Source organism: Streptomyces sp. CA-251247 (assembly GCF_050952975.1).
GTDB lineage: Bacteria > Actinomycetota > Actinomycetes > Streptomycetales > Streptomycetaceae > Streptomyces > Streptomyces achmelvichensis.
On record NZ_CP191861.1, the window covers coordinates 1635902 to 1658133 of the forward strand.

The following is a 22232-nucleotide window of genomic DNA, read 5'->3' on the forward strand; positions in this document are numbered from 1 at the left end:
TGCTGTGGTGTGGGCGGACCGCGCGATGAGCCCGGGGCTGCCCGCGCGCGGTGCTCCGAACCGGGGCCGCGCGATGAGCCCTGCGCCGCTTGCCCTGCCCTGCCCTGCCCTGCCCTGCCCCCGCGATGGTGCTTCGATCGTCAGGCGTCCCAGTCGACGGTCACGACGATCTTGCCGCGGGTGTGGCCCTCCGCGCTGAGGATGTGCGCCTGCGCCGCCTGCTCCAGGGGGAAGGTCCGGTCCACATGGACGCTCACCACCCCCTGTTGGGCGAGTTCTCCGAGGGCCGCGAGGTCCGCCGCGTCCGGCCGCACCCAGCAGTAGCGGCCGCCGAGTGCGAGCACCTCGCCGTCCGCGATGGAGGCGAGGCGTCCTTCGGGCGCGAGGACCTGGACCGAGGCCTTGAGCGCGTCGCCGCCGATGGTGTCGAACACGGCCTCGACGCCGTCGGGTGCGAGCGCCCGCACCCGGTCGGCCAGACCCTCGCCGTACGTCACCGGTTCCGCGCCGAGTTCCCTGAGGTGGTCGTGGTTGCGCTCGCTCGCCGTACCGATGACGCGCGCGCCCGCGTGCTTCGCGAGCTGTACCGCGACGGAGCCCACCCCGCCCGCCGCCGCATGGATCAGGACGGTGTCCGAGCTGCCGATCTTCAGCGCCTTGTGGAGCACCTGGTAGGCGGTGAGACCGGCGAGCGGCAGCCCGGCGGCCTCCTCGAAGCTCAGCCGCAGCGGCTTGCGGGCCAGGGTGCGGACGGGAGCGGCGACGTACTCGGCGAAGGTGCCGCGGGAGAGGAAGTCCTCGCGTACGTACCCCATGACCTCGTCGCCGACGGCGAACTCGGTGACGGCGAAGCCGGGTTGGACCACCACCCCCGAGACGTCCCAGCCGGGTACCACCGGGAAGACGGTGTCGAGGAGGCTGTCGAGGTTCCCCTCGCGGGCGTGCCGGTCGACGGGGTTGACGGCGGCGGCGCGCACCTTGACGAGGACCGAGTCCGGTCCGACCTTCGGCTCGGGGCGCTCCGTGTACTCCAGGACATCGGGGCCACCGAAGTTGCTGTAACTGATCGCCTTCATGGTCCGACCCTCGGCGCTCCCCGGCACCGGCGCAAGCGTGGGCCCGGCGTGGCGCCGCGCGTCCACCCCGCCCGGGCAGGGCTTCGGCGACTAGCCTGGGTATGACAGAACGCCATGAAAACCACCAAAAGGTATGGGTCATGACCGTCCACACGGAACACTCCGCGCACGAGCACATGCACGGCCCGGCCTGCGGCCACACCGAGGTCCCGCACGGCGATCACGTCGACTACGCACATGACGGGCACCTCCACCGCGAGCACTCCGGCCACTGGGACGAGTGCGAGCCGGGTGAGCACACCGCGCACAGCGGTCACGCGCACGACCACGGTCCCGCCTGCGGACATCCGGCCGTCGAGCACGGCGACCATGTCGACTACGTCCACGACGGACACCGGCACGCGGCGCACGACGGGCACTGGGACGACCACTAGGGCCTGCCGTTCGTACGAGCTCAGGAACCACGACTGCACGAAGCGATCCCCGGGATCCGGCCGCTACACCCGCCGGATCCCGGGGATTTCGCGCGTCCAGGCCGGGAAGCCGCGGGATTCCTCCTGGCCGTGGCCGTCGCCGGGCCCTCCCGGGGGTGTGATCTCGGCCCCGGTCCGCCCTCGCACTGGACGACATACCGACTGGTCGGTCATCATAAGAGCGACCCGTTCCAGCGACCGTTCCGTGCCCCGGAGGTGCCCCGATGAGCTCAGTCCCCCCAGGCCTCGATCCCGAGAAGCTGCGCGGTTGTCTCGACCGTGAGCGGCCGGGCCTGGTGAACGGACCGCTCAGCGCACGGCTGATCCAGGGCGGCCGTTCCAACCTCACGTACTCCGTCACCGACGGCACCGGCCAGTGGGTGGTGCGCAGGCCTCCGCTCGGGCACGTGCTGGCCACGGCGCACGACATGAAGCGCGAGCACCGGGTGATCAGCGCACTGCACCCGACCTCGGTGCCGGTGCCCGAGCCGGTGCTGCTGTGCGAGGACGACTCGGTGCTCGGTGCGCCGTTCTACGTCATGGAGTTCGTGGAGGGCACGCCCTACCGCACCGCCGAGCAGCTCGCCCCCATCGGGCCCGAGCGCACCCGCAACGCGGTGCTCGGACTGCTCGACACTCTCGTCGAACTGCACGCCGTGGACCCGGAGTCGGTGGGCCTCGGCGACTTCGGCCGCCCCGAAGGCTTCCTCGACCGGCAGCTGCGGCGCTGGGGCAAGCAGCTCGACGCCTCCCGCAACCGTGACCTCGCCGGAATCGACGAGCTGCACGCCTCACTCGGCCGCTCTCTGCCGGCCTCCCCCACCCCCACCGTGATCCACGGCGACTACCGCCTCGACAACGTCCTCGTCGGCGCGGACGACAGGATCAAGGCGGTGCTGGACTGGGAGATGTCCACCCTCGGCGACCCGCTGACCGACCTCGGGCTGCTGGCCATGTACAGCGCCGAGCTCGAGGTACCGAACGCCCCCATCAGCACCACCGCGGCCGCGGCCGGCCACCCGTCGACGTCCGAGCTGATCGAGCGGTACGCCACCCGGTCCGGGCGCGACACCTCCGCCATCTCCTGGTACACGGCGTTCGCCTGGTTCAAGCTCGCCGTGATCCTCGAGGGCATCCACTACCGCTACACCCTCGGGCAGACCGTCGGCGACGGCTTCGACCGGATCGGCGATCTCGTTCCCGTCTTCATCGAGCACGGCCTCACCACCCTCCAGGAAGGCTGAGTACATCCATGGATTTCGCATTCGACGCGCGCACCGAGGAGTTGCGGGCCCAGCTGCTCGCCTTCATGGACGAGCACGTGTACCCGGCCGAGGCGGTCGCGCACGAGCAGCGCGACCGGCTGGCGTCGCCGTGGGACACCCCGGCGATCGTCGAGGAGCTGAAGGCCGAGGCCCGCAGGCAGGGTCTGTGGAATCTGTTCCTGCCGGACGCCGAGCACGGCGCGGGGCTGACGAACCTCCAGTACGCCCCGCTCGCCGAGATCACCGGCCGCAGCCCGCACCTGGGCCCGACGGCGCTGAACTGTGCCGCGCCCGACACCGGGAACATGGAAGTGCTCGCGCAGTTCGGCAACGAGCAGCAGAAGAAGCAGTGGCTCGACCCGCTGCTGGCCGGTGAGATCCGTTCGGCGTTCGCGATGACGGAGCCCGAGGTCGCTTCGTCGGACGCCACGAACATCCAGACGCGGATCGACCGGGACGGCGACGACTACGTCGTGAACGGCCGCAAGTGGTACATCTCCGGGGCGATGAACCCGGACTGCAAGATCTTCATCGTGATGGGCAAGACCGACCCGGACGGCGACGACATCCGCCGCCAGCAGTCGATGATCCTGGTGCCGCGTGACACCCCGGGTCTGGAGATCCGCCGGGCCATGCAGGTGTACGGCTACGAGGACCACTCGCACGGTGGCCATGCCGAGGTCGTCTTCGACGACGTCCGCGTCCCCGCCACCAACCTCATCGGCGAGGAGGGCGGCGGCTTCGCGATCGCGCAGGCGCGGCTCGGCCCGGGCCGCATCCACCACTGCATGCGGCTGATCGGCATGGCCGAGCGGGCGATCGAGCTGATGTGCCGGCGTGCGGTGTCGCGTACGGCCTTCGGCAAGGCGATCGCGCAGCAGGGCGTGGTGCAGAACTGGATCGCCGACGCGCGGGTGACGGTCGAGCAGCTGCGGCTGCTCGTGCTGAAGACCGCGTGGCTGATGGACACGGTCGGCAACCGCGGGGCGCACACCGAGATCCAGGCGATCAAGATCGCGACGCCTCGGGCGGTGGTGGACATCCTCGACAAGGCGGTGCAGGTGCACGGCGCGGGCGGGGTGAGCCAGGACTTCCCGCTGGCCGAACTGTGGGCGGGGGCACGGACGCTGAAGCTGGCGGACGGTCCGGACGAGGTGCACCAGCGGTCGCTGGCGCGGCGTGAGCTGAAGAAGTACCTGTAGGCGGACCGGCGCGGGTTTCCCGGGGCTTCGGCCCCGGGACCCGCGTGCCGTCGCCGGTCGGTGCGGTCCTGCCATGACCCGGCTGTGACGCTCCGGCAGGGCGGCGACTGCCTGCCGGAGCAGCGGGATCGTGGTCTGCTCGGGCGCCGCGGCCAGGGAGTGTCCGGAACGTGTCGTCGTCCGCCCGAAGGGCGGGGTTCGCGGCGTCCGGTGCGTGCGATCGCAAGGCGCCGGTGCGCCCTCGTAGCGGAGCTACCCGGGCGTATCGGCAACGCAGCGTGGGGGCACCTCCCGTGCCCGAAGGGCTACGCGGGAGTTCAGGGCGTCGCGAACCAGACGAGACTGTGCGGACCCGACCTAGGGGCGCAGGGCCCGCAGCAGCAGGTCCGCGAGATGGTCCGCCAGTTCGTGCGGGCTCAGCGGGCCGTCCGGGCGGTACCACGTCGACAGATGGTGGACCGAGCCGAAGTGGTAGTCCACGACCAGGTCCGCCGGGGTCGCCGAGGAGAAGACACCGCTCTGCTGCCCCTCCTCCACCAGCGCCCGGAACCGCTCGTGGTAGCGGCGGCGCTCCGCGCGCACCTGCTTGTGCTTCTCCGGGCTCAGATGGTGCATCGAGCGGAAGAAGATGTCCGCGTCGTCGAGGTTGTCGATGGTCGTGACGACCACGTCCGCCGCCGCGCCCCGCAGTCGCTTCTCCACCGGCTCGTCCGCGTCCGCGTAGGCGTCGAGGCGCTCCTGCTGGATGCGCAGCATCCGGGCGTAGATCTCCTGGAGGAGGTCCTCCTTGGAGCCGAAGTAGTGGTACAGCGCCCCCTTGGTGACGCCGGCCGCCTCGACGATCTCCTGCACCGAGGTGCGGTCGTAGCCCCGCTCGGCGAAGAGACGGGTGGCGGCAGCCAGAAGCCGCTGCGGTACGGGGGTGTCGTCCCCGTCCGTCGTCCTGGCCATGTGGTGCCACCCGCCTCTCGATCAAGTACCAAGCAGTAACTTACCCGGGGAAACGCAGCTCCCGCCGGAGGATCTTCCCACTTGTCGTCTTCGGGAGCTCCGGCAGGATCTCCACTTCGCGTGGATATTTGTACGCGGCGAGCCGCTCGGCGCAGTAGGCGGATATCTCCGCCCCCTTCACGGTGACGCCCGGACGCAGGCTGACGTAGGCCTTCACCGTTTCTCCCCGGTACTCGTCGGGGATGCCGACGACCGCGGCCTCCCGCACCGCCGGGTGGGTGTACAGCACGTCTTCGACCTCGCGCGGCCAGACCTTGAATCCGGACGCGTTGATCATGTCCTTCTTGCGGTCGACGACGTACAGCCAGCCGTCCTCGTCCATGAAGCCGATGTCACCGGTGCGCAGTTCGCCGTCGGGGAACGCCTCCGCGGACGCCTCGGGCAGCCGCCAGTAGCCCGGCACCACCTGGGGCCCGCTGACCGCGATCTCGCCCTGCTCACCGAAGGGCACCTCCTCGCCCGTGTCGTCGAGGATGCGGACGACGGTGTCCGGTCCCGGCACACCGACGGACAGGGTGCCGGACGCAGGATCGACGGGGGCCTCCCGCTCCGGCGGCACCGAGGCACAGGGCGCGGTGCACTCGGTGAGGCCGTAGCCGTTGCGGATGTAGGGGCCGAAGCCGGCGCGGAACTTCTCCACCAGCGCGGGCGGCACCGGCGCGCCCCCGGAGGAGATCACCTGGAAGGACGCGAAGTGCTCGCGGGTCGCGGCGGGGTGCGCGCCGAGGGCCATGAAGGCGGTGGAGGGTCCGACGGTGTACGCGGGACGGTGCTCGGCGAAGGCGTCGAGCACGACACCGGCCTCGAAGCGGTAGGCGAGGGCGAGCGTGCCCGCGTTGGCGATGCAGGCGGCCAGTTCGCAGACCATGCCGGTGATGTGGAACAGCGGCGCGAGCGCGAAGTAGCAGGAGCCCTCGGGCACGGGGTGGCCGGTGCGCTGGCGCTCGGCGTTGTAGGTGATGCCCCCGTGCAGGTTCATGGCGCCCTTGGGGGTGCCGCTGGTGCCGGAGGTGTAGCTGATCAACGCGGTGTCGTCGGCGGTGAGTTCACGGCCTTCGGGCGCCGCGAGGCCCTGCCGGGCGACGTCCAGCAGGTCGTCGGTGTCCGCCGGCCGCTCCAGCCGCGCGAAGCCGAGCACGCGCTCGTCGTCGCGGGTCTGGAGATCCAGTTCCGAGGCGGTGAGCACGACGTCCACGGACGCGGCGGCGGCGCTCTCGCGCAGATACGACTCCCAGCCGCGGTCCGAACAGATCAGGGCGCCGACCTCGGCGTCCTTCAGAACGTGACCGACCTCGGCCGACTTGTACATCGGGTTGAGCGGGACGACGGTGGCCCCCGCCTTCCAGGCGCCGAGAAGTCCGATCACGAACTGCGGACTGTTCTGGAGCATGATCGCCACACGGTCACCGCGGCCGACGCCGCGGGCGGCGAGATGACCGGCCACCGAGTCCGAGAGCTCGTCGGTCTCGCGGTAGCTGATCCGCCCGTCGAAGTAGGCGAGGGCGGTGTGTTCGGGGGCCCGCTCGACGGCGGCGCGGAAGGAGTGCACCACGGTCGCCGGCGGGGTGACGCTCGCGCGCTGGGCCTCGGTGAGCCTGCCCAGCCAGGGCTTGGCGGCGTAGAGAGAGGTCACCGGCCCGCCTCTTCCCACTTCCGCTGGATGTGGTTCATCCCGCCGAGCCAGCGCTCGGGCGTCGCGGCGCGGGCCTGGTAGAACTCGGCGACCTCCGGGTGCGGCAGGATCAGGAAGCGGTCGTTGTCGATGCCGTCGAAGAGCGCGTCGGCGACGTCCTCGGGTTCGATGGCGCTGGGGGCCAGCACCAGTTCGCCCGCCGATCCGGCCGCTGTGAGCATGTCCGTCCGTACGCCCTGCGGGCAGATGGCGTGCACCTTCAGTCCGCGGTGGCGGTAGGTGAGCGAGAGCCACTCGGCGAAGGCGTACGCGCCGTGCTTGGAGACGCTGTAGGGGGCCGCGCCCACCATGGTCAGCAGTCCCGCCGCGGAGACGGTGGAGACGAAGCGGCCCGTGCCGCGCTCCAGCCAGTCGGGCAGCAGGGTGCGGACCGCGCGGACGTGCGCCATGACGTTCACGTCCCAGGCGGCCGCCCAGACCGCCTCGTCGGCGAACGCGTCACCGGGCGAGGCGAGTCCGGCGTTGGCGCAGTAGACGTCCACCGTGCCGTCGAGCGCGTCGCGGGCGGCTTCCACGATCGCGGAGGCATCGCCCGGCACGGCGGTGGCACCGATCTCCTCGGCGACCGCCTTGGCCTTGACCGCGTCGATGTCGTTGACGACGACGCGAGCGCCCTCGGCCGCGAACCTGCGGGCCAGCGCGGCACCGATACCGCCGCCCGCGCCCGTGACCACCACTCCAGCGCCCTGCACCGAACTCATCGAAATCCGCCTCTCCACGCTCCGGTCCGTCACGGCAGACTAACCGGTCGGTATGTCACACGAAAGAGGCAGGGCGCAGGGAAGGAAGCACGAAGCGCGGTGCGCGGGTCGTTCCACGCGCCCCCGGCGCGCGCTAGCGTGCGTGGCCATGACAGACAGCGATCACGGAGGTGGCCCGATGAGCCTGTCCAGACGGGGACTGCTGGCCGCGACAGGAGCGGCCGGCGCGCTGGCCGCGACCGGGCCGGCGGCGAGTGCGGCTCCCGCCGCCGCCCGCTCGACGCGGCACCGGGTCCGCACCGGCTTCGACCGGCTCGCCGCCGACGGCTACGCGATGCTCTCCGGGCAGCGGGTCGGCGTGGTCACCAATCCGACCGGCATCACGCCGGACGTACGGCACATCGTCGATGTGATGCACGCGGACGACCGGGTGGACCTGACCGCCGTCTTCGGCCCCGAGCACGGCTTCCGCGGCACGGCCCAGGCCGGCGGCTCCGAAGGGCGCTACGACGACCCGGCGACCGGGCTGCCCGTCTACGACACCTACCTCAAGAGCGGACAGCCGCTGGCCGACATCTTCACCACCTCGGGTGTGGAGACGATCGTCTTCGACATCCAGGACGCGGGCGCGCGGTTCTACACCTACATCTGGACGCTGTTCGACTGCATGCAGTCGGCCGCGCTCGCCGGCAAGCGCTTCGTCGTCCTGGACCGGCCCAACCCGGTGACGGGACGGGCGGCGCTCGGCCCCGTACTGGACAAGGCGTTCGCGACCTTCGTCGGGCGCGAGCCGATCTCCCAGGCGCACGGCATGACGGTGGCCGAGCTCGCGCTGCTGTTCAACGGCGAGTTCCTTCAGACGCCGGTGGATCTGCGGATCGTCCGGATGTCCGGCTGGGACCGCTCCGACTTCTTCGACGAGACGGGGCTGCCGTGGGTGCCGCCGAGCCCCAACATGCCCACACCCGAGACCGCGCTGGTGTACTCGGGCACCTGCCTCTTCGAGGGCACGAACCTGTCGGAGGGACGCGGCACGACCCGTCCGTTCGAGCTGCTGGGCGCCGAGGGGATCGGCCGCGGCTGGGCCGAGGCGGCGAACGGTCTGGACCTGCCCGGTGTGCGGTTCCGTGAGGCGTACTTCGCGCCGACGTTCTCCAAGTTCCAGGGGAAGACGATCGGCGGGGTCCAACTGCACGTCCACGACCGGGAGTCGTTCGACCCCGTGCGCACCGGTATCGGTCTGCTGGTGACGGCGAAGCGGAGCTGGAGCGGCTTCGCCTGGCGTCCCGACAACTGGATCGACAAGCTCACGGGCTCGACCAAGGTCCGTACGCTGATCGACGCGGGGGCCGGGACGGACGAGGTGGTGGGCGCCTGGCGCGGTGAGCTGGCGGCGTTCCGGGCGGTCCGCAAGAGGTATCTGCGGTACTGAGCACGGCAGTCGGGATACGGCCGCGAGATCTCCGTGCAGTGGAGGGCCGGTCCGGCAGTACGGGGGCCGGCCCCACCATCGACAGGGGTGCCCGCAGGGTGGTCCGGGCCCGCGATGCGCCGACAGGCTTGATCCATGGACGCAACCACCCGACACCGGTTACAGCAGGTGCTGGTGCTCGTGCTCGCCCTCGGCTCGCTCGTCGTCGCCGGGCCCGTACGCGCACAGCCCTCCACCTCTCCCGCCGCCTCCTCGCCCGCCGCCCAGGACCCCGTGCCCGCGCTGGCCCGGGCGGCCCACCCGCTGTCCGATCTGCGGCCGCTGGAGCGCATGATCGGCACCGCGACGATCGTGGGCGTCGGCGAGGCCACCCACAACTCCGCCGAGTTCTTCACGGCCAAGCACCGCGTCTTCCGGGACCTCGTGGAGCGCAAGGGCTTCACGGCCTTCGCGCTGGAGGCCCCCTGGAGCACCGGGCTGCGGCTCAACGCGTATGTGCTGCACGGCAAAGGCGATCCGCGGCGGATCATGCGGGAGGAGTTCCAGAACTCCTACGCCCTGTGGAACACCCGCGAGTACCTGGACCTGATCCGGTGGATGCGCCAGTACAACGTGCGGCATCCGCAGCGGCCCGTGCAGTTCATGGGCAACGACACCGCCTACGCGGGGCCGGAACTCTTCGACACCGTCACGGGCTGGGTCGCAAAGCGGTACCCGGCGCTGCTGCCGGAGATCAGCCGCCTCTACCGGGCGTCGCGGCCGACGGCCTCGGTGGACGAGACGATGACGGCGTATCTGCACCGGCCCATCGCCGAGCGAAGGGCGATGGCCGCGGACGTGGGGCGGGCGCTGACCCTCCTGGAGCGGCAGAAGCCGGGGCCGGACCGGGAGCAGCACGCCTGGATGCTTCAGCACGCACGGGCGATCGCGCAGACCGGGACCCAGTACACGTTCGACTTCTTCGACGAGAAGGAGATCGCGGACGCCATGCTCTACCGCGACCGGACCATGGCAGAGAACACCGTGTGGTGGCAGCGCCGGACCGGGCACCGGATCGTGCTCTCCGCGCACAACGGCCATGTCGGCTACGAGACGAGCAACCCGGCGCAGTATCCGAAGCTTCAGGGCGCGTTCCTGCGGGACATGGTGGGGACGGACTACGTCAGCGCCGGATTCACCTTCGGGCAGGGGTCGTTCAACGCGCTGGACGTCACGGATCCCGCCGAGCCGATGCGGACGTTCTCGGTGGGACCGCCGGCTCCGGGCAGCAACGAGGCCGTCCTGGAACGGGTGTCGGTCAAGGACTACTACCTCGACCTGCGCAGCGCACCGACCGCGGCACGGACCTGGCTGGGCGTCGCCCGCCCGACCCGGAACATCGGCAACGCCTGGCCGGCGGAACCGGAGCAGGTGCGGCTCGTCAGCTCGTACGATGTGCTGATCCATCTCCACCGGGTGACCGCGGCCGGCCTGCTCTGACGGGCACGGCAGCGGAAGACTCCAGGCGATCGACCGCTTTCAGGTGCGGTCGGCCGCGTCCCGGGTATGGCCGTCCCTCCCCGTGCGCAGGATGCTTCTGGCAGAAGCGGATTTAACGGGGAGGGGCAGTCATGCCGGACATGAGCGTGGGGCCGTATCAGGACATCACCTTCGACCAGGACGGCGATGTCGACGCCGCACAGCGCGACCGGCTGAGGGCCATGAACGTCACCGATCTGGTGATGTTGGCGCACGGCTGGAACAACACACCGTCCGTGGCGCGCAGGCTCTGTTCGGCCTTCTTCGCGCCCTTTCCGGAGCTCGCGGCCCCTTCGGCGCGGCTGGGGTACGCGGGGGTCGTCTGGCCCTCGATGAGGTTCACCGATGAGCCGGTGCCCGACTTCGGCCCGTCGGCCGTCGCGGGACCGATGGAGACCGTCTCCGGACCGGTGGAGGCCGTCCCGGGACGGGTCGGCCCGGGTGCGGTGGCGCTCGACGCGGCGACACAGCAGGCCCTGACCGGTCTCTTCCCCGGGCACGAGGCGACCGTGGCACGCCTCGCGCAACTCCTCGACGAGCAGCCCGAGTCGGAAGCCGCCTTCGCCGAGTTCGGCAGGCTGGCACGGCAGTTGGCCGAGGTGCCCGCCGGCGGACTGGAGGCCGGCTTCACGGAGGACCTGCCGAAGGACGAACGAGGGCCCGCGGCCGTGCTGTACGAGGACGCGCTGTCGCTGTGCCGGCAGTTCACCCTGGCGCTGGAGGAGACGGAGCTGGTGGCGGACAAGGAGGCCGCGGCCGCCACCTTCGCCCTCGGGGGCGGGCTGACGAAGGTATGGAAGGGCGCGAAGGAGCTGCTGCGCCAGACGACGTACTACGCCATGAAACGGCGCGCGGGGACCGTGGGAGAGCTGGGGCTCGGGCCCCTGCTCGGACAGCTCGCCCGCACCTCCCCCGAGGTGCGCGTCCATCTCGTCGGTCACAGCCAGGGCGCCCGGCTCGTCGCGTTCGCGCTGCGCGGCCTGCCCGACGGCGCCGACAACGTGAAGTCGGTGACCCTCCTCCAAGGAGCCTTCTCCCACTACGCGTTCGCCCCGAGCCTGCCGCACGCGCCGCAGAACTCGGGTGCGCTGCGCACCATGGAGGAGCGCGTCGACGGTCCGGTGGTGGCCTGCTACTCCCGGCACGACAGCGCTCTGGGGGTGATCTATCCGCTGGCGTCGCGCCTCGCCGGGGACGACGCGACCGTGGCCGGTCTCGACAAGCGCTGGTGGGCGCTCGGGCACGACGGCATACAGGGCGTGCGGTCCTCGGCCCGGCTCACTCTGGACGAGGCGCTGGCGCGGGGCGTACCCGCTTCCGGCTGCGTGAGTGTGGACACGGCGGCCGTCGTGCGCCGCGGCGGACCGCCGTCGGGCGCGCACAGCGACATCTGCCACCGGGAGCTGGCGGGGGTGGTCCTGGCGGCGGGCCGTCTCGAACGCTGAGACGACGGATGCCGTGTTCTCGAACACAGAAGGGGGAGAAAACAAGCCGGGATTCCGACCGCCCCGACCCGCGCCGATCGCCTCGATCCCGGCGTCGACTGCGGCAACGAAGGGGTCGGGCGGAGGCCGGGGCCGCTCGGGGGCCCTGGCCGGAACCGTCGGGAAAGCCCCACTGATGGCCGCCATTCGATTTTCGATGGAGCCGGATCGGGCACTCGTACGTCCATTCCTCAACGCCGATGTACCAGCGACGGAGGTGGCAGTGCGATGGCCGGTTTCCGGAGTCTTGCGAGACAGGTGCGCGACACGCGGTGTGATCTGGCGCTACGGCGCTACTCACTGCGGAAGTGCCTTGAGCGTTTTGCCCCTTATGGGCACCGGGCGACCTGGGATCACCTGTGCGCACGGCACAGTATCGAGCCCGAGGACCGGGCGCCCGATCCGGCGCGGCTGGTGGCCGCGCTCGACGAACTGGAACAGGCGCGGGCGGTCTGGCTCGCGTACGAGGAAGGTTTCGCGGACCGCAGGAAGCGTGAGAAGCACGACGGACTGCGGCGGCCGGCCGCCATCGACGACTGGCACCGGCGGACCTGGGGCGGGAACGGGGTGGCGCGCTGCGACAGCCCGGGAGCCCATCCCTCGGCCCCCCTGGACGAGGTGCTCCGCCGGCTGATCTCGGCGCTGGAGGACGGCCCCCGTGCCGCCTGCCCGGTCTGCGAGGAGACCCATATCGTCTGGCGGCAGGATCTGGCGAACGAGCCGTGGTTCGGGCCGGTGTGTGCGGGCTGCGGCATCGTGGTGCCGCAGCCCGTTCTGACGTCCGATGCCGTCGCGGCGGCCAAGCGGGCGGGACGGCAGGAACTGGCATCCGTGGCCTGAGGGGCGTGGGGGCGGGCTTCGGCGTCGTACCGCCCCCGCGGGTCGTTGTCAGTGGTGCCCGGCACCATGGACCGCATGATCCAGGTCTGTCTGAACGGGAGCCGGTCGGCAGCCGACGGCGCCGCCGTGCCGCTGACCCCGGCCGCCCTGGCCGAGTCCGCGGCCCTTGCCGTCGCCGCGGGCGCGGCCGATGTGCATGTGCATCCGAAGACGCCGTGCGGCGACGACACCATGTCGCCCCGGGTGGTGGCCGAGGTGCTCACCGCGATCCGGTCCGTGGTCGGCGTGCCGGTCGGCGTGACGACGGGCGCCTGGGCGGAACCGGACCCGGCGCGCCGGGTGCAGCGGATCCGTGACTGGACGGTGCTGCCCGACCACGCCTCGGTGAACTGGCACGAGGAAGGCGCCGAGGAGGTCGCGGCCGCGCTTCTGGAGCGCGGCGTGGGCGTGGAGGCGGGCATCTGGTCCGGCACGCCCGGAGCGTCGCGCTTCCGTTCGTCCGCTCTGGCCCCGCGGGTGCTGCGCGTGCTCGCGGAGGTGACGGACACGGACGCGTCGACGGCACGCGCGACGGCCGGCGCCCTTCTGGACGAACTGGACGGCACCCATGGTCTGCCGGTGCTGCTGCACGGCGAGGACGGCGGCGCCTGGCCGGTGCTGCGGCTGGCGGGCGGGCTGGGCCTGGACACCCGTGTGGGCCTGGAGGACGTCCTGGTGCTCCCCGACGGCAGCGCGGCCGCGTCCAATGCCCAACTGGTGTCCTGCGCCCGGGCCTTCGGCCCGGATGCTGCCCGCAGCCCGGGGTGAACCGGCGACCGTAGCAGACACAAAATCACTGGCCCCACCGCAATTGCTCCCCGGAGAGTGGAGGCGATGAGACACGACCGAGGAGCCTGACATGTCGACGCTGCGCGTCACCGCCGAACTGCTGACGATCCATGAGCATCCCAACGCCGACGCCCTCGAACTGGCCCAGGTGGGCCTGTACCGCGCCGTCGTCGCCAAGGGTGCGTACCGCAGTGGTGACATCGCCGTCTACATCCCGGAACAGGCCGTGCTCCCGGCGCCCTTGATCGAGGAGCTGGGGCTGACCGGCAGGCTGGCCGGAAAGGCGTCCGACCGTGTCAAGGCGGTGCGTCTGCGCGGTGAGCTGTCGCAGGGCATCGTGTGTGTGCCGCGGGCGCTCGCCGACGTCGATCTGCGCCGAGCGGTGGCGGAGGAGACCGATTTCGCCGAGCGGCTCTCGATCACCAAGTGGTCGCCGCCGATCCCGCCGACCATGAACGGCGAGGTCGAACGGGCTCCCGATCTGCTGCCCTGGGTCGACATCGAGAACATCCAGCGGTACCCGGAGATCTTCGAGCCCGGCGAGCCGGTCGTCCTGACCGAGAAGCTGCACGGCACGGCCTGCCTGGTCACCTACGCGGCCGCGGACGGCAGGGTCCAGGTCTCCTCCAAGGGCTTCGGGTCCAAGGGCCTCGCGCTGAAGGAGGATCCGCGCAATCTGTACTGGCGCGCGGTGCTCGGCCACGACGTTCCCGCGGTCGCCGCGCGTATCGCCGAGAAGCTGGGTGCGACCCGCGTCGGCATCTTCGGCGAGGTGTACGGCGCGGGGGTGCAGGACCTCGCCTACGGCGCCGACGGCCGTTCGGAGGCGCTCGGTTACGCGGTCTTCGATCTGTCGGCTCAGATCGACGGCCAGGTCCGTTGGCTGGACCCGGCCGCACTGCTCGACGGTGAACTGCCCCTGGTGCCACGGCTGTACGAGGGTCCGTACGACGTCGAGACGGTCCTGGGGCTGGCGAGCGGCCGGGAAACGGTCTCCGGCCGCGAACTGCACCTGCGGGAGGGCGTCGTCATCCGTCCGGTGACCGAGCGCTACAGCCCCGTGGTGGGCGGCCGGGCGATCGCCAAGGCGGTGAGCCCGGCGTATCTGACCCGCAAGGGCGGCACGGAGTACGAGTAACAGGCACCGGCCGCTCTTGGGGGGGTGGCGGAGTGAGGGCGGGCCCGACACGGGGGTGCGGGCCCGCCCTCATCCGTGTCCGGCCCAAAAAGGCGCCAGGTCAGGAGCACGGGCAGGTCTGGAACGCGGGCGTGTCAGAAGCACCAGCAGGTCGGCAACGCGGCCGGGTCAGCCGTTGTCCTTCGCGCGGCTGCGCTCGGGGAGCAGCCGGGAACCCGTCAGGCGCTCGCCGAAGACGTCGTCCGGGTTGGACAGGACGCAGTTCTCCAGCGAGAGACACCCGCAGCCGATGCAGTCGGTGAGGTGGTCGCGCAGCCGCCCCAACTGCTGGATGCGTTCGTCCAGTTCGCTCCGCCAGGCCCGGGAGAGCCGCGCCCAGTCCTCGCGGTCGGGCGTGCGCTCCTCTGGCAGTTCGGCGAGCGCGTCCCTGATCGTGGCGAGCGGGATGCCGACGCGCTGCGCCGCCCGCACGAACGCGACCCTGCGCAGCGCGTCCCTGCTGTAGCGGCGCTGATTGCCGGTGGTCCTGCGGCTGCTGATGAGGCCCTTGGACTCGTAGAAGTGCAGGGCGGACACGGCAGCGCCGCTGCGCGCGGACAACTGGCCGACCGTGAGCTCATGAATCTTCTCGGGAATCTGTGGCACTCCCCGAAGGCTACTCGTCGATCGTTGACAGGAGCGCGCCCGCCCGACCATGCTGAGCAAGCGCTTAGACAATCGTTTCCGTGCGTGAGAGGCAGGGACCAGGGACATGGCCGAGCCGAGGATCTTCACCTCCCCCGACGAGCTGCGCGCCGGCGTCGGCGAGCAGCTGGGGCACAGCGACTGGCTGGAGGTCGACCAGAAGCGGATCGATCTCTTCGCCGACGCGACCGGTGACCACCAGTGGATCCATGTGGACCCCGAGCGCGCGGCGGGCGGCCCCTTCGGCACGACGATCGCGCACGGCTATCTCACCCTGTCGCTGCTGCCGGCCCTCGTGCCGCAGGTGCTGCGCGTCGAGGGCATGAAGATGGGCATCAACTACGGGACCAACAAGGTCCGCTTCCCCGCTCCCGTACCGGTGGGCTCGCGTCTGCGCGCGACGGCCGTCCTGCAGAGCGTCGAGGAGGCGGGCGGCGGTGTACAGGTGACCGCCCTGGTCACGGTCGAGCGCGAGGGCGGCGACAAGCCGGTGTGCGTCGCCGAGTCGGTGTCCCGCTACTTCTTCTGAGTCACGTTCCGCGGGGTTCGACGCCCCGTGGCGCCTTGGCGCCGCGGGGCATCCGGAGCTACGTGCGCGCGGAGACCATGCGCAGGACGAGGTCGGCGTAGAGATCGCCGACCTCCTCGGGCGTCCTGGTCCCGCCGGTGTTGAACCACCGCGCGACATCGATGCACAGGGACAGGACCGCCAGCGTGGTGCCCGGCACGTCCGGGACGTCGAACTCCCCCGCCGCCACCCCGTCGTGCAGGATCTCGCGTACGACCGCGTCGCTGCGGCGGCGCAGCTCCACGATCTCGGTGCGGTGCTCCTCGGAGAGGGCGTCGAGCTCGTACTGCACCACCCGGGCGGTGTTGTGGCGGCCGGCGTGCCAGCGCACGAAGGAGCTCACGGCGGCGGCGAGCCGCTCACCGGGGGTGGTGCCGCGCGCGGACGCCGCGGACAGCACCTCCAGCGCCCGGTCGTGGCCGATTCGGCTGATCCGGTGAAGCAGCTCTTCCTTGGTCTTGTAATGGATGTAGAGCGCGGCGGGGCTCATGCCCGCGCGGCCGGCGATGTCGCGCGTCGTCGTCGCGTGATAGCCACGCTCGGCGAAGGCCTCGACGGCGGCGACCAGCAGCTTCCTCGCCGCTTCGGGCGCGACCTCGCCCCACGGCATGTCCTCGCCGGTCATGTCCTCCGCCGTACTCATCGCTCGCCCCTTCCGCTCAGCAGCGGGAACACCATACCCCGAGGGTGAGCAAGCGCTTAGACCTTCGCCGCCTCCAGGGCCCTCACAGCTTCTGGAACGGGTCGTGCTCGGCGAGCAGCTTCTCCAGCCGGGCCTGGTCCACACGGCTGACGATCTGCCCGGCCTCCTGACGGTCCCTGACGACCTTGGCCAGGGTGAAGGCGGACGTCGTGAGATAGAGGACGGCGATGGCCAGGAACGCGCGCACCCAGCGGTCGGCGTCCATGGTGTAGATGCCGATCGCCACGGCGCCGAGCGCGATGGCGAAGGAGGCGACGGCCTGCCCGTAGTACGCGGCGGTGTTCTGCTGCTTGACCTGTGTCTCACTCATGGGCCACAGCTTCGTGGCCGACGGCCGGGGCCACATGGGCGCTGCTACTCAGCGGTGTACTCAACCCGCCGCCGTCCCGGGGCGGGTCAGAACGCGGAGACTCCGGTCAGCGCACGGCCGATGATCAGCTTCTGGATCTGACTGGTGCCCTCGTAGAGCGTCATCACGCGGGCGTCGCGGACCAGCTTCCCGACGGGGTACTCGTCGATGTAGCCGTAACCGCCGTACACCTGCAAGGCGTTGTTGGCCGCGCGGACGGCCGCCTCGGAGGCGAAGAGCTTGGCCTGGGACGCGGCGGTGGCGAAGTCCCGGCCGCGGTCGACGAGGTCGGCGACGCGCCAGGTCAGCATCCGGGCCGCCGTCACGTCGACGGCAATGTCGCTGATCAGCTCCTGGACCAGCTGGTACGAGGCGATCGACTTGCCGAACTGCTCCCGCTCGCCCGCGTAGGCGACGGCCGCGTCCAGTGCGGCCTGGCCGATACCGACACATCCGGCCGCGACCGACATCCGGCCCTTGGCGAGGGCGGACATGGCGATCGAGAAGCCCTTGCCCTCCGGGCCGAGCAGCGCGTCCCCCGGTACCCGTACGGCGTCGAGGACGAGCTCGGCGGTGGCCTGACCGCGCAGCCCCAGCTTGCCGTGGACGGTGTGCCGGGTCAGGCCCGGGCTGTCCGTCGGCACCAGGAAGGCGGAGACACCGCGGTGTCCGGGAGCATCGTTGGTCCGGGCGAAGAGAAGCACCACATCGGCCCAGGTGCCGTTGGTGATGAACATCTTGGAACCGCTGACGACCCAGTCGTCGCCGTCGCGCACGGCGCGCGTGGTGAGATTCCCGGCGTCGGAACCGGTGCCGGGTTCGGTGAGCCCGAAGCAGCCGAGCGCGTCGCCGCTGGTGAGCCCGGGCAGCCAGCGGCGCTTCTGCTCCTCGTCGCCCCAGGCCGCGATGGTCTTGGCCACCAGCCCCAGAGAGACGGAGACGATGCCGCGCACCGAGGAGTCCCCGCGCCCGAGCTCCTCGGTGACCAGGCAGTACGCGAAGTGGTCGCCGCCCGAGCCGCCGTACTCCTCATCGACGGTGAGACCGAGGAAGCCCAGCGAGCCGAGCTTCTTCACGATCGACCGGTCGACGCTCTCGGCCCGGTCCCACTCGGCCGCGTAGGGGGTGACATCACGGGCCACGAAGTCCTCGGCCAGCTGTCGTACCGCCGCCTGCTCCTCGCTCAGCTCCAGGTCCATGCGCCACACCCCACTTTTAACTATCACTGCTAGTTTCTTGTCGGCAGGCCCTACTATGTGCCGCATGGCCCGACCGCGCAAGCCCCTCCTCAGCAGAGAACGCATCGTCGAGACGGCGAGCGTGCTCGTGGACGCCGAGGGCCTGGAGGCGGTCTCCACCCGGCGCCTCGCCGCCGAACTCGGTGTCAGCGGTCCGTCGCTCTACAACCACTTCCGCAACAAGGACGAGATCCTCGACGCCGTCGCCGACGCGGTCAGCGCCCAGGTCGATCTGTCGATGTTCGACGAGGGCGACGGCCGCGACTGGAGCACGGCGCTGCACGACTGGGCCGTCTCCTACCGCGCGGCCCTCACCGAGCACCCGAACATCGTCCCGGTGCTCGCCCGGGGACCGGGACGGCGTCCGGCCGGTCTGCGGGTGGCGGACGCGGTGTTCGGCGCGATGGTCCGCTCGGGCTGGCCACCGGCCCAGGCGACCTACATCGGGGCGCTGATGCGGTACTTCATCACCGGCTCCGCCCTCGGGTCGTTCGCGCGCGGCTTCGTGGACGACGAGACGGCGTACGACCCGGCCGACTATCCGCATCTGGGCCAGGCCCACCTGCTGGCCGACCGGCAGCAGAAGGTGGACGAGGGCGCGTTCGAGACGGGGCTGCGGGCGCTCGTCGACGGCCTGGCGGTGCAGTACGCGGCCATGGTGCGCGCCTGACAGGACGCGGGAACGGGCGGCGCGGGCCGGTCCGCGGAGGATGCGCGAGCCGGTCCACCGGGGACGCACGACCCGCGGAGGATTCACGGGCCGGTCCACCGGGGACGCACGACCCGCGGAGGAGCGCGAGCCGGTCCACGAGGGAAGCAGGACCCGCGCCCCCGGCGCCTTTCGGCCGTCACGTAGCCGGCCCGCCGGCACCCTTCGGCCGTCACCGAACCGTGGTCGGCGCATCCTGGGGACATGACCTCCTCCCGCGATCTCGCCGCCCTCGCCGCGCTGCTCGCCGACGAGACCCGTGCCTCCTTCCTCCTCGCCCTGCTCGACGGGCGCGCCTGGACCGCGGGAGAACTCGCCCGCCATGCCCGCGTCGCGCCGTCGACCACCAGCGAGCATCTCGGCAAGCTCGTCGCGGGCGGGCTGCTCACCGAGGAGCGTCAGGGTCGGCACCGGTACGTGCGGCTCTCCGACGACCGGGTGGCGCACCTGGTCGAGGAGCTCGCCGGGTACACCGCTCCCGGCAACGGGCCGCCGCCGCGGACCCTGCGTGCCGCCGGCGCCGCGAGCGCGATGGCCCGCGGGCGTACCTGCTACGACCATCTCGCCGGGCGGCTGGGCATCGCGGTCACCGAGGCCATGACCGCGCGCGGCCTGCTGCGTCAGGACACCGGCTTCGCGCTCACCCCTCAAGGGGTCGGCTGGTTCGGCGCGTTGGGCCTCGGACTGCAACCGCGCGGCAGACGTCCGCTCGTACGGTCGTGCCTCGACTGGACCGAGCGCAAGCCGCATCTCGCGGGCGTCGCCGGGGCCGCGCTGTGCCGGCACGCGCTGGACTCCGGCTGGTGCGTACGGATCGGGTCGGAGCGCGCGGTGAAAGTGACCGCGGACGGCGAGCGTGCGTTCGCCGAGCTGCTCGGCATCGAGCCGGAGATATTGCGGTGAACGCCGAACCGTCGGAGTCGTACGGTCGGAGCATGAGCCCCGTGGACACCTCCCCGCCCTCCTCTCGCCGCGCGCACTGGCCCGCCCTCGTCGCTGCGGGTGTCACCGTCGTGTTGTGGGCCTCCGCGTTCGTGTCGATCCGCAGCGCCGGTGAGGCGTACTCCCCCGGTGCGCTGGCGCTCGGGCGGCTCCTCGCCGGTTCGCTCGCGCTCGGCTGCGTGCTGCTCGTACGGCGGGAGGGACTGCCGCCGCGGGCCGCCTGGCCGGGGATCGCCGTCTCCGGGCTGCTCTGGTTCGGCGTCTACATGGTGGTGCTCAACTGGGGCGAGCAGGAGGTCGACGCGGGCACGGCCGCGATGGTGGTGAACATCGGGCCGGTGCTCATCGCGCTCCTCGGCGCCAGGCTGCTGGGCGAGGCGCTGCCGCCGCGGCTGCTCGCGGGGATGGCCGTCTCCTTCGCGGGAGCGGTGACGGTGGGACTGTCGATGTCCGGCGAGGGCAGCGCCTCCACGCTGGGCGTCCTGCTGTGTCTGCTGGCCGCGGTCGGGTACGCGGGCGGGGTCGTCGCCCAGAAGCCGGCGCTGGCGCATGCGAGCGCCCTTCAGGTGACGACCTTCGGCTGTCTGGTCGGGGCGGTGGCGTGTCTGCCGTTCATCGGGCAGCTGGTCGACCAGGCGGCCCGCGCGCCGGCCTCGGCGACGCTGAACATGGTGTACCTGGGCGTCTTCCCGACCGCCCTGGCGTTCACGACCTGGGCGTACGCCCTGGCCCGCACGACCGCGGGACGCATGGGCGCGACGACCTACGCCGTACCGGCCCTGGTGGTGCTGATGTCGTGGCTGGCGCTGGACGAGATCCCGGGGTGGCTGACGATGGCGGGCGGTGCGCTGTGCCTCGCGGGCGTCGCGGTCTCGCGCTCCCGGGCCCGCGCGGTGACGGCCGCCCCCTCCGGGGAAGTGGTGGGCGGCCGCCCGGACGCGATCCGAACGACAGCCCCTACTCGCGAGCGGCCGCCCTCGAAGCCAGGATCCTGATGGAGACGAGGGCGATGACGGCGAGTCCGATGATGTAGGCGGACACCGCCATGGACGTTCCCGTCGCCTCCAGCAGCAGCACCATCATGAACGGCGCGAGCCCGCCGCCGAACACCGCCGCGATCTGGTAGCCGAGCGAGGCGCCGGTGTAGCGCATCTCGGCGGTGAACAGCTCGGCGAACAGGGCCGCCTGCGGCCCGTACATGATGCTGAGGAAGCAGCTGGTGACGAAGGTGCCGACGGCGAGCCAGAGCAGCGACTCGGTGTCGATCAGCAGGAACATCGGGACCGCCCAGACCAGCAGGCCGACCGCTCCGGCGGCGTAGATCCGCAGCCGGCCGATGCGGTCGGACAGGGCCGCAGCCGCGGGGATCAGCACCAGTTGGGTGAGGCTCACGCAGAGGGAGACCGCCAGCACGGCGCTGCGCTTCATGTCGAGTTCGCGGGTCGCGTAGTCGAGGACACCGGTGATGATGATGTAGAAGGTCGCGGTGTTCACCGCGAACGAGCCACCGGCCAGGAACACCGTGCCGAGGTGCTCGCGCAGGATGGTGCGCAGCGGTGAACGGGCCTCGCCCTTCTCCTTCTCGGCGAGTGCCTTCTCCGCCTCGCGGAACTCGGGCGTCTCCTCGACCTGCGTATGGATGTACCAGGCGAGGCCGAGGACGAGGAAGCCGACGAAGAAGGGGACGCGCCATCCCCAGGCGGCGAAGGTGGAGTCGCTGGTGACGGCGCCTGCGACGAGGAACACGGTGTTGGCGCTCACCACGCCGATGGGGACACCGAGTTGGACGAGGCTGCCGTAGAGCCCGCGCTTGCCCTCGGGGGCGTATTCGGTGGCCATCAGCATCGCGCCGCCCCACTGGGCGCCGACGGCGATGCCCTGGACGACCCGCAGCAGCACGAGGAGTACGGGGGCGGCGATGCCGATCGTCTCGTACGTCGGCAGCAGACCGATGCCCGCGGTGGCGGTGCCCATCAGCGTCAGGGCCAGGACGAGCATCGGCTTGCGGCCGCGCTTGTCGCCGAGCTGGCCCGCGATGATGCCGCCGACCGGCCGGGCGAGGAAGCCGACCGCGAAGGTGGCGAACGCGGCGAGCACGCCCGCCGATGAGCTGCCGGAGGGGAAGTACAGATCGCCGAGCACCAGGGCGGCGGCGATGCCGAAGACGAAGTAGTCGTACCACTCGACGGCCGAGGCGAGGGCGGCCGCGGTCGCGACGCGGCGGCGGTTGGGGGCCGCCGGGGTGTCCACCGGTGCGGTTCCGGCCCGGGGGGAAGGGGGTGCGGTGTCCATGTGTGCACACTCCGTGGTGCGGGGGACGGGGAGTGCGGGGAACGTACCGACCGGTGGGTATGGCGTCAACGGGGTACGCAGCAGTT

The 22232-nt window shown here is 71.4% G+C and carries 22 protein-coding genes; 13 read left to right on the forward strand and 9 right to left on the reverse strand.

Annotated features, from left to right (window positions below):
* Positions 1-140: 140 nt before the first annotated feature.
* The gene (locus ACQPWZ_RS07210; RefSeq protein WP_433570919.1) at positions 141-1076 is read right to left on the reverse strand and encodes an NADP-dependent oxidoreductase; all 936 of its coding nucleotides are present in this window, start codon (positions 1074-1076) and stop codon (positions 141-143) included.
* Positions 1077-1216: 140 nt separating this feature from the next.
* On the opposite strand from ACQPWZ_RS07210, the gene ACQPWZ_RS07215 reads away from it, so the two are divergent.
* The 3 genes from ACQPWZ_RS07215 (at position 1217) to ACQPWZ_RS07225 (ending at position 4016) form a co-directional block, all read left to right on the forward strand.
* On the forward strand, positions 1217-1510 hold the full coding sequence (locus ACQPWZ_RS07215) for a hypothetical protein (RefSeq protein ID WP_313947273.1): 294 nt from the start codon (positions 1217-1219) through the stop codon (positions 1508-1510).
* Positions 1511-1773: 263 nt separating this feature from the next.
* The gene (locus ACQPWZ_RS07220) at positions 1774-2793 is read left to right on the forward strand and encodes a phosphotransferase family protein (RefSeq protein WP_433570920.1); all 1020 of its coding nucleotides are present in this window, start codon (positions 1774-1776) and stop codon (positions 2791-2793) included.
* Between the two features lie 8 nt (positions 2794-2801).
* Complete coding sequence (locus ACQPWZ_RS07225) at positions 2802-4016, forward strand: acyl-CoA dehydrogenase family protein (protein WP_356704926.1); 1215 nt, start codon at positions 2802-2804, stop codon at positions 4014-4016.
* A gap of 357 nt (positions 4017-4373) precedes the next feature.
* Here the strand turns inward: ACQPWZ_RS07225 and ACQPWZ_RS07230 are convergent, their stop codons facing one another.
* From ACQPWZ_RS07230 to ACQPWZ_RS07240, 3 genes are read right to left on the reverse strand one after another with little or no spacing between them, the layout of a single operon-like run.
* Complete coding sequence (locus ACQPWZ_RS07230; RefSeq protein ID WP_327685059.1) at positions 4374-4967, reverse strand: TetR/AcrR family transcriptional regulator; 594 nt, start codon at positions 4965-4967, stop codon at positions 4374-4376.
* 40 nt (positions 4968-5007) lie between these two features.
* The gene (locus ACQPWZ_RS07235; RefSeq protein WP_433570921.1) at positions 5008-6660 is read right to left on the reverse strand and encodes a class I adenylate-forming enzyme family protein; all 1653 of its coding nucleotides are present in this window, start codon (positions 6658-6660) and stop codon (positions 5008-5010) included.
* Positions 6657-7421 (reverse strand): SDR family oxidoreductase, encoded by a 765-nt coding sequence (locus ACQPWZ_RS07240; protein ID WP_356704923.1) that lies wholly within the window; start codon positions 7419-7421, stop codon positions 6657-6659. The genes ACQPWZ_RS07235 and ACQPWZ_RS07240 overlap by 4 nt, the downstream gene beginning before the upstream one ends.
* A gap of 178 nt (positions 7422-7599) precedes the next feature.
* Here ACQPWZ_RS07240 and ACQPWZ_RS07245 point away from each other — a divergent pair, with 178 nt between their 5' ends.
* The 6 genes from ACQPWZ_RS07245 to ACQPWZ_RS07270 all read left to right on the forward strand — a co-directional run bounded on the left by ACQPWZ_RS07245 (position 7600) and on the right by ACQPWZ_RS07270 (position 14661).
* Positions 7600-8853 carry an exo-beta-N-acetylmuramidase NamZ family protein gene (locus ACQPWZ_RS07245; protein ID WP_340472257.1) on the forward strand — a complete coding sequence of 418 codons (1254 nt, stop codon included), beginning with the start codon at positions 7600-7602 and terminating at the stop codon, positions 8851-8853.
* A gap of 135 nt (positions 8854-8988) precedes the next feature.
* Positions 8989-10332 (forward strand): erythromycin esterase family protein, encoded by a 1344-nt coding sequence (locus tag ACQPWZ_RS07250; RefSeq protein WP_433570922.1) that lies wholly within the window; start codon positions 8989-8991, stop codon positions 10330-10332.
* 140 nt (positions 10333-10472) lie between these two features.
* Positions 10473-11816 (forward strand): serine-threonine protein kinase, encoded by a 1344-nt coding sequence (locus tag ACQPWZ_RS07255; protein ID WP_433573775.1) that lies wholly within the window; start codon positions 10473-10475, stop codon positions 11814-11816.
* Between the two features lie 267 nt (positions 11817-12083).
* Positions 12084-12695, forward strand: coding sequence for a hypothetical protein (locus ACQPWZ_RS07260; protein ID WP_340472259.1), 612 nt, complete (start codon positions 12084-12086; stop codon positions 12693-12695).
* A 75-nt stretch (positions 12696-12770) separates the two neighbouring features.
* On the forward strand, positions 12771-13502 hold the full coding sequence (locus tag ACQPWZ_RS07265; RefSeq protein WP_433573776.1) for a 3-keto-5-aminohexanoate cleavage protein: 732 nt from the start codon (positions 12771-12773) through the stop codon (positions 13500-13502).
* Positions 13503-13593: 91 nt separating this feature from the next.
* Positions 13594-14661, forward strand: coding sequence for an RNA ligase (ATP) (locus tag ACQPWZ_RS07270; RefSeq protein WP_433570923.1), 1068 nt, complete (start codon positions 13594-13596; stop codon positions 14659-14661).
* 168 nt (positions 14662-14829) lie between these two features.
* On the opposite strand, the gene soxR is transcribed toward ACQPWZ_RS07270, so the two are convergent.
* On the reverse strand, positions 14830-15306 hold the full coding sequence (soxR, locus tag ACQPWZ_RS07275; RefSeq protein ID WP_340472261.1) for a redox-sensitive transcriptional activator SoxR: 477 nt from the start codon (positions 15304-15306) through the stop codon (positions 14830-14832).
* A gap of 106 nt (positions 15307-15412) precedes the next feature.
* Here soxR and ACQPWZ_RS07280 point away from each other — a divergent pair, with 106 nt between their 5' ends.
* Positions 15413-15874 (forward strand): MaoC family dehydratase, encoded by a 462-nt coding sequence (locus tag ACQPWZ_RS07280; protein ID WP_313947262.1) that lies wholly within the window; start codon positions 15413-15415, stop codon positions 15872-15874.
* 58 nt (positions 15875-15932) lie between these two features.
* Here ACQPWZ_RS07280 and ACQPWZ_RS07285 read toward each other — a convergent pair whose 3' ends face one another.
* The 3 genes from ACQPWZ_RS07285 to ACQPWZ_RS07295 all read right to left on the reverse strand — a co-directional run bounded on the left by ACQPWZ_RS07285 (position 15933) and on the right by ACQPWZ_RS07295 (position 18164).
* Complete coding sequence (locus ACQPWZ_RS07285) at positions 15933-16556, reverse strand: TetR/AcrR family transcriptional regulator (RefSeq protein WP_340472262.1); 624 nt, start codon at positions 16554-16556, stop codon at positions 15933-15935.
* An 82-nt stretch (positions 16557-16638) separates the two neighbouring features.
* On the reverse strand, positions 16639-16926 hold the full coding sequence (locus ACQPWZ_RS07290; RefSeq protein WP_340472263.1) for a YiaA/YiaB family inner membrane protein: 288 nt from the start codon (positions 16924-16926) through the stop codon (positions 16639-16641).
* An 86-nt stretch (positions 16927-17012) separates the two neighbouring features.
* The gene (locus tag ACQPWZ_RS07295) at positions 17013-18164 is read right to left on the reverse strand and encodes an acyl-CoA dehydrogenase family protein (RefSeq protein WP_433570924.1); all 1152 of its coding nucleotides are present in this window, start codon (positions 18162-18164) and stop codon (positions 17013-17015) included.
* A gap of 64 nt (positions 18165-18228) precedes the next feature.
* On the opposite strand from ACQPWZ_RS07295, the gene ACQPWZ_RS07300 reads away from it, so the two are divergent.
* The 3 genes from ACQPWZ_RS07300 (at position 18229) to ACQPWZ_RS07310 (ending at position 20849) form a co-directional block, all read left to right on the forward strand.
* A complete protein-coding gene (locus ACQPWZ_RS07300) occupies positions 18229-18873 on the forward strand; it encodes a TetR/AcrR family transcriptional regulator (protein WP_340472265.1) in 645 nt (214 codons plus the stop codon).
* A 243-nt stretch (positions 18874-19116) separates the two neighbouring features.
* Positions 19117-19815, forward strand: coding sequence for an ArsR/SmtB family transcription factor (locus tag ACQPWZ_RS07305; RefSeq protein WP_433570925.1), 699 nt, complete (start codon positions 19117-19119; stop codon positions 19813-19815).
* A gap of 32 nt (positions 19816-19847) precedes the next feature.
* Positions 19848-20849 (forward strand): DMT family transporter, encoded by a 1002-nt coding sequence (locus ACQPWZ_RS07310; protein ID WP_356704915.1) that lies wholly within the window; start codon positions 19848-19850, stop codon positions 20847-20849.
* Here ACQPWZ_RS07310 and ACQPWZ_RS07315 read toward each other — a convergent pair.
* Positions 20812-22146 carry an MFS transporter gene (locus tag ACQPWZ_RS07315; RefSeq protein WP_433570926.1) on the reverse strand — a complete coding sequence of 445 codons (1335 nt, stop codon included), beginning with the start codon at positions 22144-22146 and terminating at the stop codon, positions 20812-20814. The two genes, ACQPWZ_RS07310 and ACQPWZ_RS07315, sit on opposite strands and share 38 nt — an antisense overlap.
* Positions 22147-22232 lie beyond the last annotated feature (86 nt).

Coding starts and splice junctions, on each gene's coding strand:
- ACQPWZ_RS07280 (WP_313947262.1), top strand. CDS start 15,413: ATGGCCGAGCCGAGGATCTTCACCTCCCCCGACGAGCTGCGCGCCGGC.
- ACQPWZ_RS07315 (WP_433570926.1), bottom strand. CDS start 22,146: ATGGACACCGCACCCCCTTCCCCCCGGGCCGGAACCGCACCGGTGGAC.
- ACQPWZ_RS07230 (WP_327685059.1), bottom strand. CDS start 4,967: ATGGCCAGGACGACGGACGGGGACGACACCCCCGTACCGCAGCGGCTT.
- ACQPWZ_RS07270 (WP_433570923.1), top strand. CDS start 13,594: ATGTCGACGCTGCGCGTCACCGCCGAACTGCTGACGATCCATGAGCAT.
- ACQPWZ_RS07250 (WP_433570922.1), top strand. CDS start 8,989: ATGGACGCAACCACCCGACACCGGTTACAGCAGGTGCTGGTGCTCGTG.
- ACQPWZ_RS07245 (WP_340472257.1), top strand. CDS start 7,600: ATGAGCCTGTCCAGACGGGGACTGCTGGCCGCGACAGGAGCGGCCGGC.
- ACQPWZ_RS07285 (WP_340472262.1), bottom strand. CDS start 16,556: ATGAGTACGGCGGAGGACATGACCGGCGAGGACATGCCGTGGGGCGAG.
- ACQPWZ_RS07310 (WP_356704915.1), top strand. CDS start 19,848: ATGAGCCCCGTGGACACCTCCCCGCCCTCCTCTCGCCGCGCGCACTGG.
- ACQPWZ_RS07210 (WP_433570919.1), bottom strand. CDS start 1,076: ATGAAGGCGATCAGTTACAGCAACTTCGGTGGCCCCGATGTCCTGGAG.
- ACQPWZ_RS07240 (WP_356704923.1), bottom strand. CDS start 7,421: ATGAGTTCGGTGCAGGGCGCTGGAGTGGTGGTCACGGGCGCGGGCGGC.
- ACQPWZ_RS07220 (WP_433570920.1), top strand. CDS start 1,774: ATGAGCTCAGTCCCCCCAGGCCTCGATCCCGAGAAGCTGCGCGGTTGT.
- ACQPWZ_RS07300 (WP_340472265.1), top strand. CDS start 18,229: ATGGCCCGACCGCGCAAGCCCCTCCTCAGCAGAGAACGCATCGTCGAG.
- ACQPWZ_RS07215 (WP_313947273.1), top strand. CDS start 1,217: ATGACCGTCCACACGGAACACTCCGCGCACGAGCACATGCACGGCCCG.
- ACQPWZ_RS07255 (WP_433573775.1), top strand. CDS start 10,473: ATGAGCGTGGGGCCGTATCAGGACATCACCTTCGACCAGGACGGCGAT.
- ACQPWZ_RS07290 (WP_340472263.1), bottom strand. CDS start 16,926: ATGAGTGAGACACAGGTCAAGCAGCAGAACACCGCCGCGTACTACGGG.
- ACQPWZ_RS07260 (WP_340472259.1), top strand. CDS start 12,084: ATGGCCGGTTTCCGGAGTCTTGCGAGACAGGTGCGCGACACGCGGTGT.
- ACQPWZ_RS07225 (WP_356704926.1), top strand. CDS start 2,802: ATGGATTTCGCATTCGACGCGCGCACCGAGGAGTTGCGGGCCCAGCTG.
- ACQPWZ_RS07265 (WP_433573776.1), top strand. CDS start 12,771: ATGATCCAGGTCTGTCTGAACGGGAGCCGGTCGGCAGCCGACGGCGCC.
- ACQPWZ_RS07295 (WP_433570924.1), bottom strand. CDS start 18,164: ATGGACCTGGAGCTGAGCGAGGAGCAGGCGGCGGTACGACAGCTGGCC.
- ACQPWZ_RS07305 (WP_433570925.1), top strand. CDS start 19,117: ATGACCTCCTCCCGCGATCTCGCCGCCCTCGCCGCGCTGCTCGCCGAC.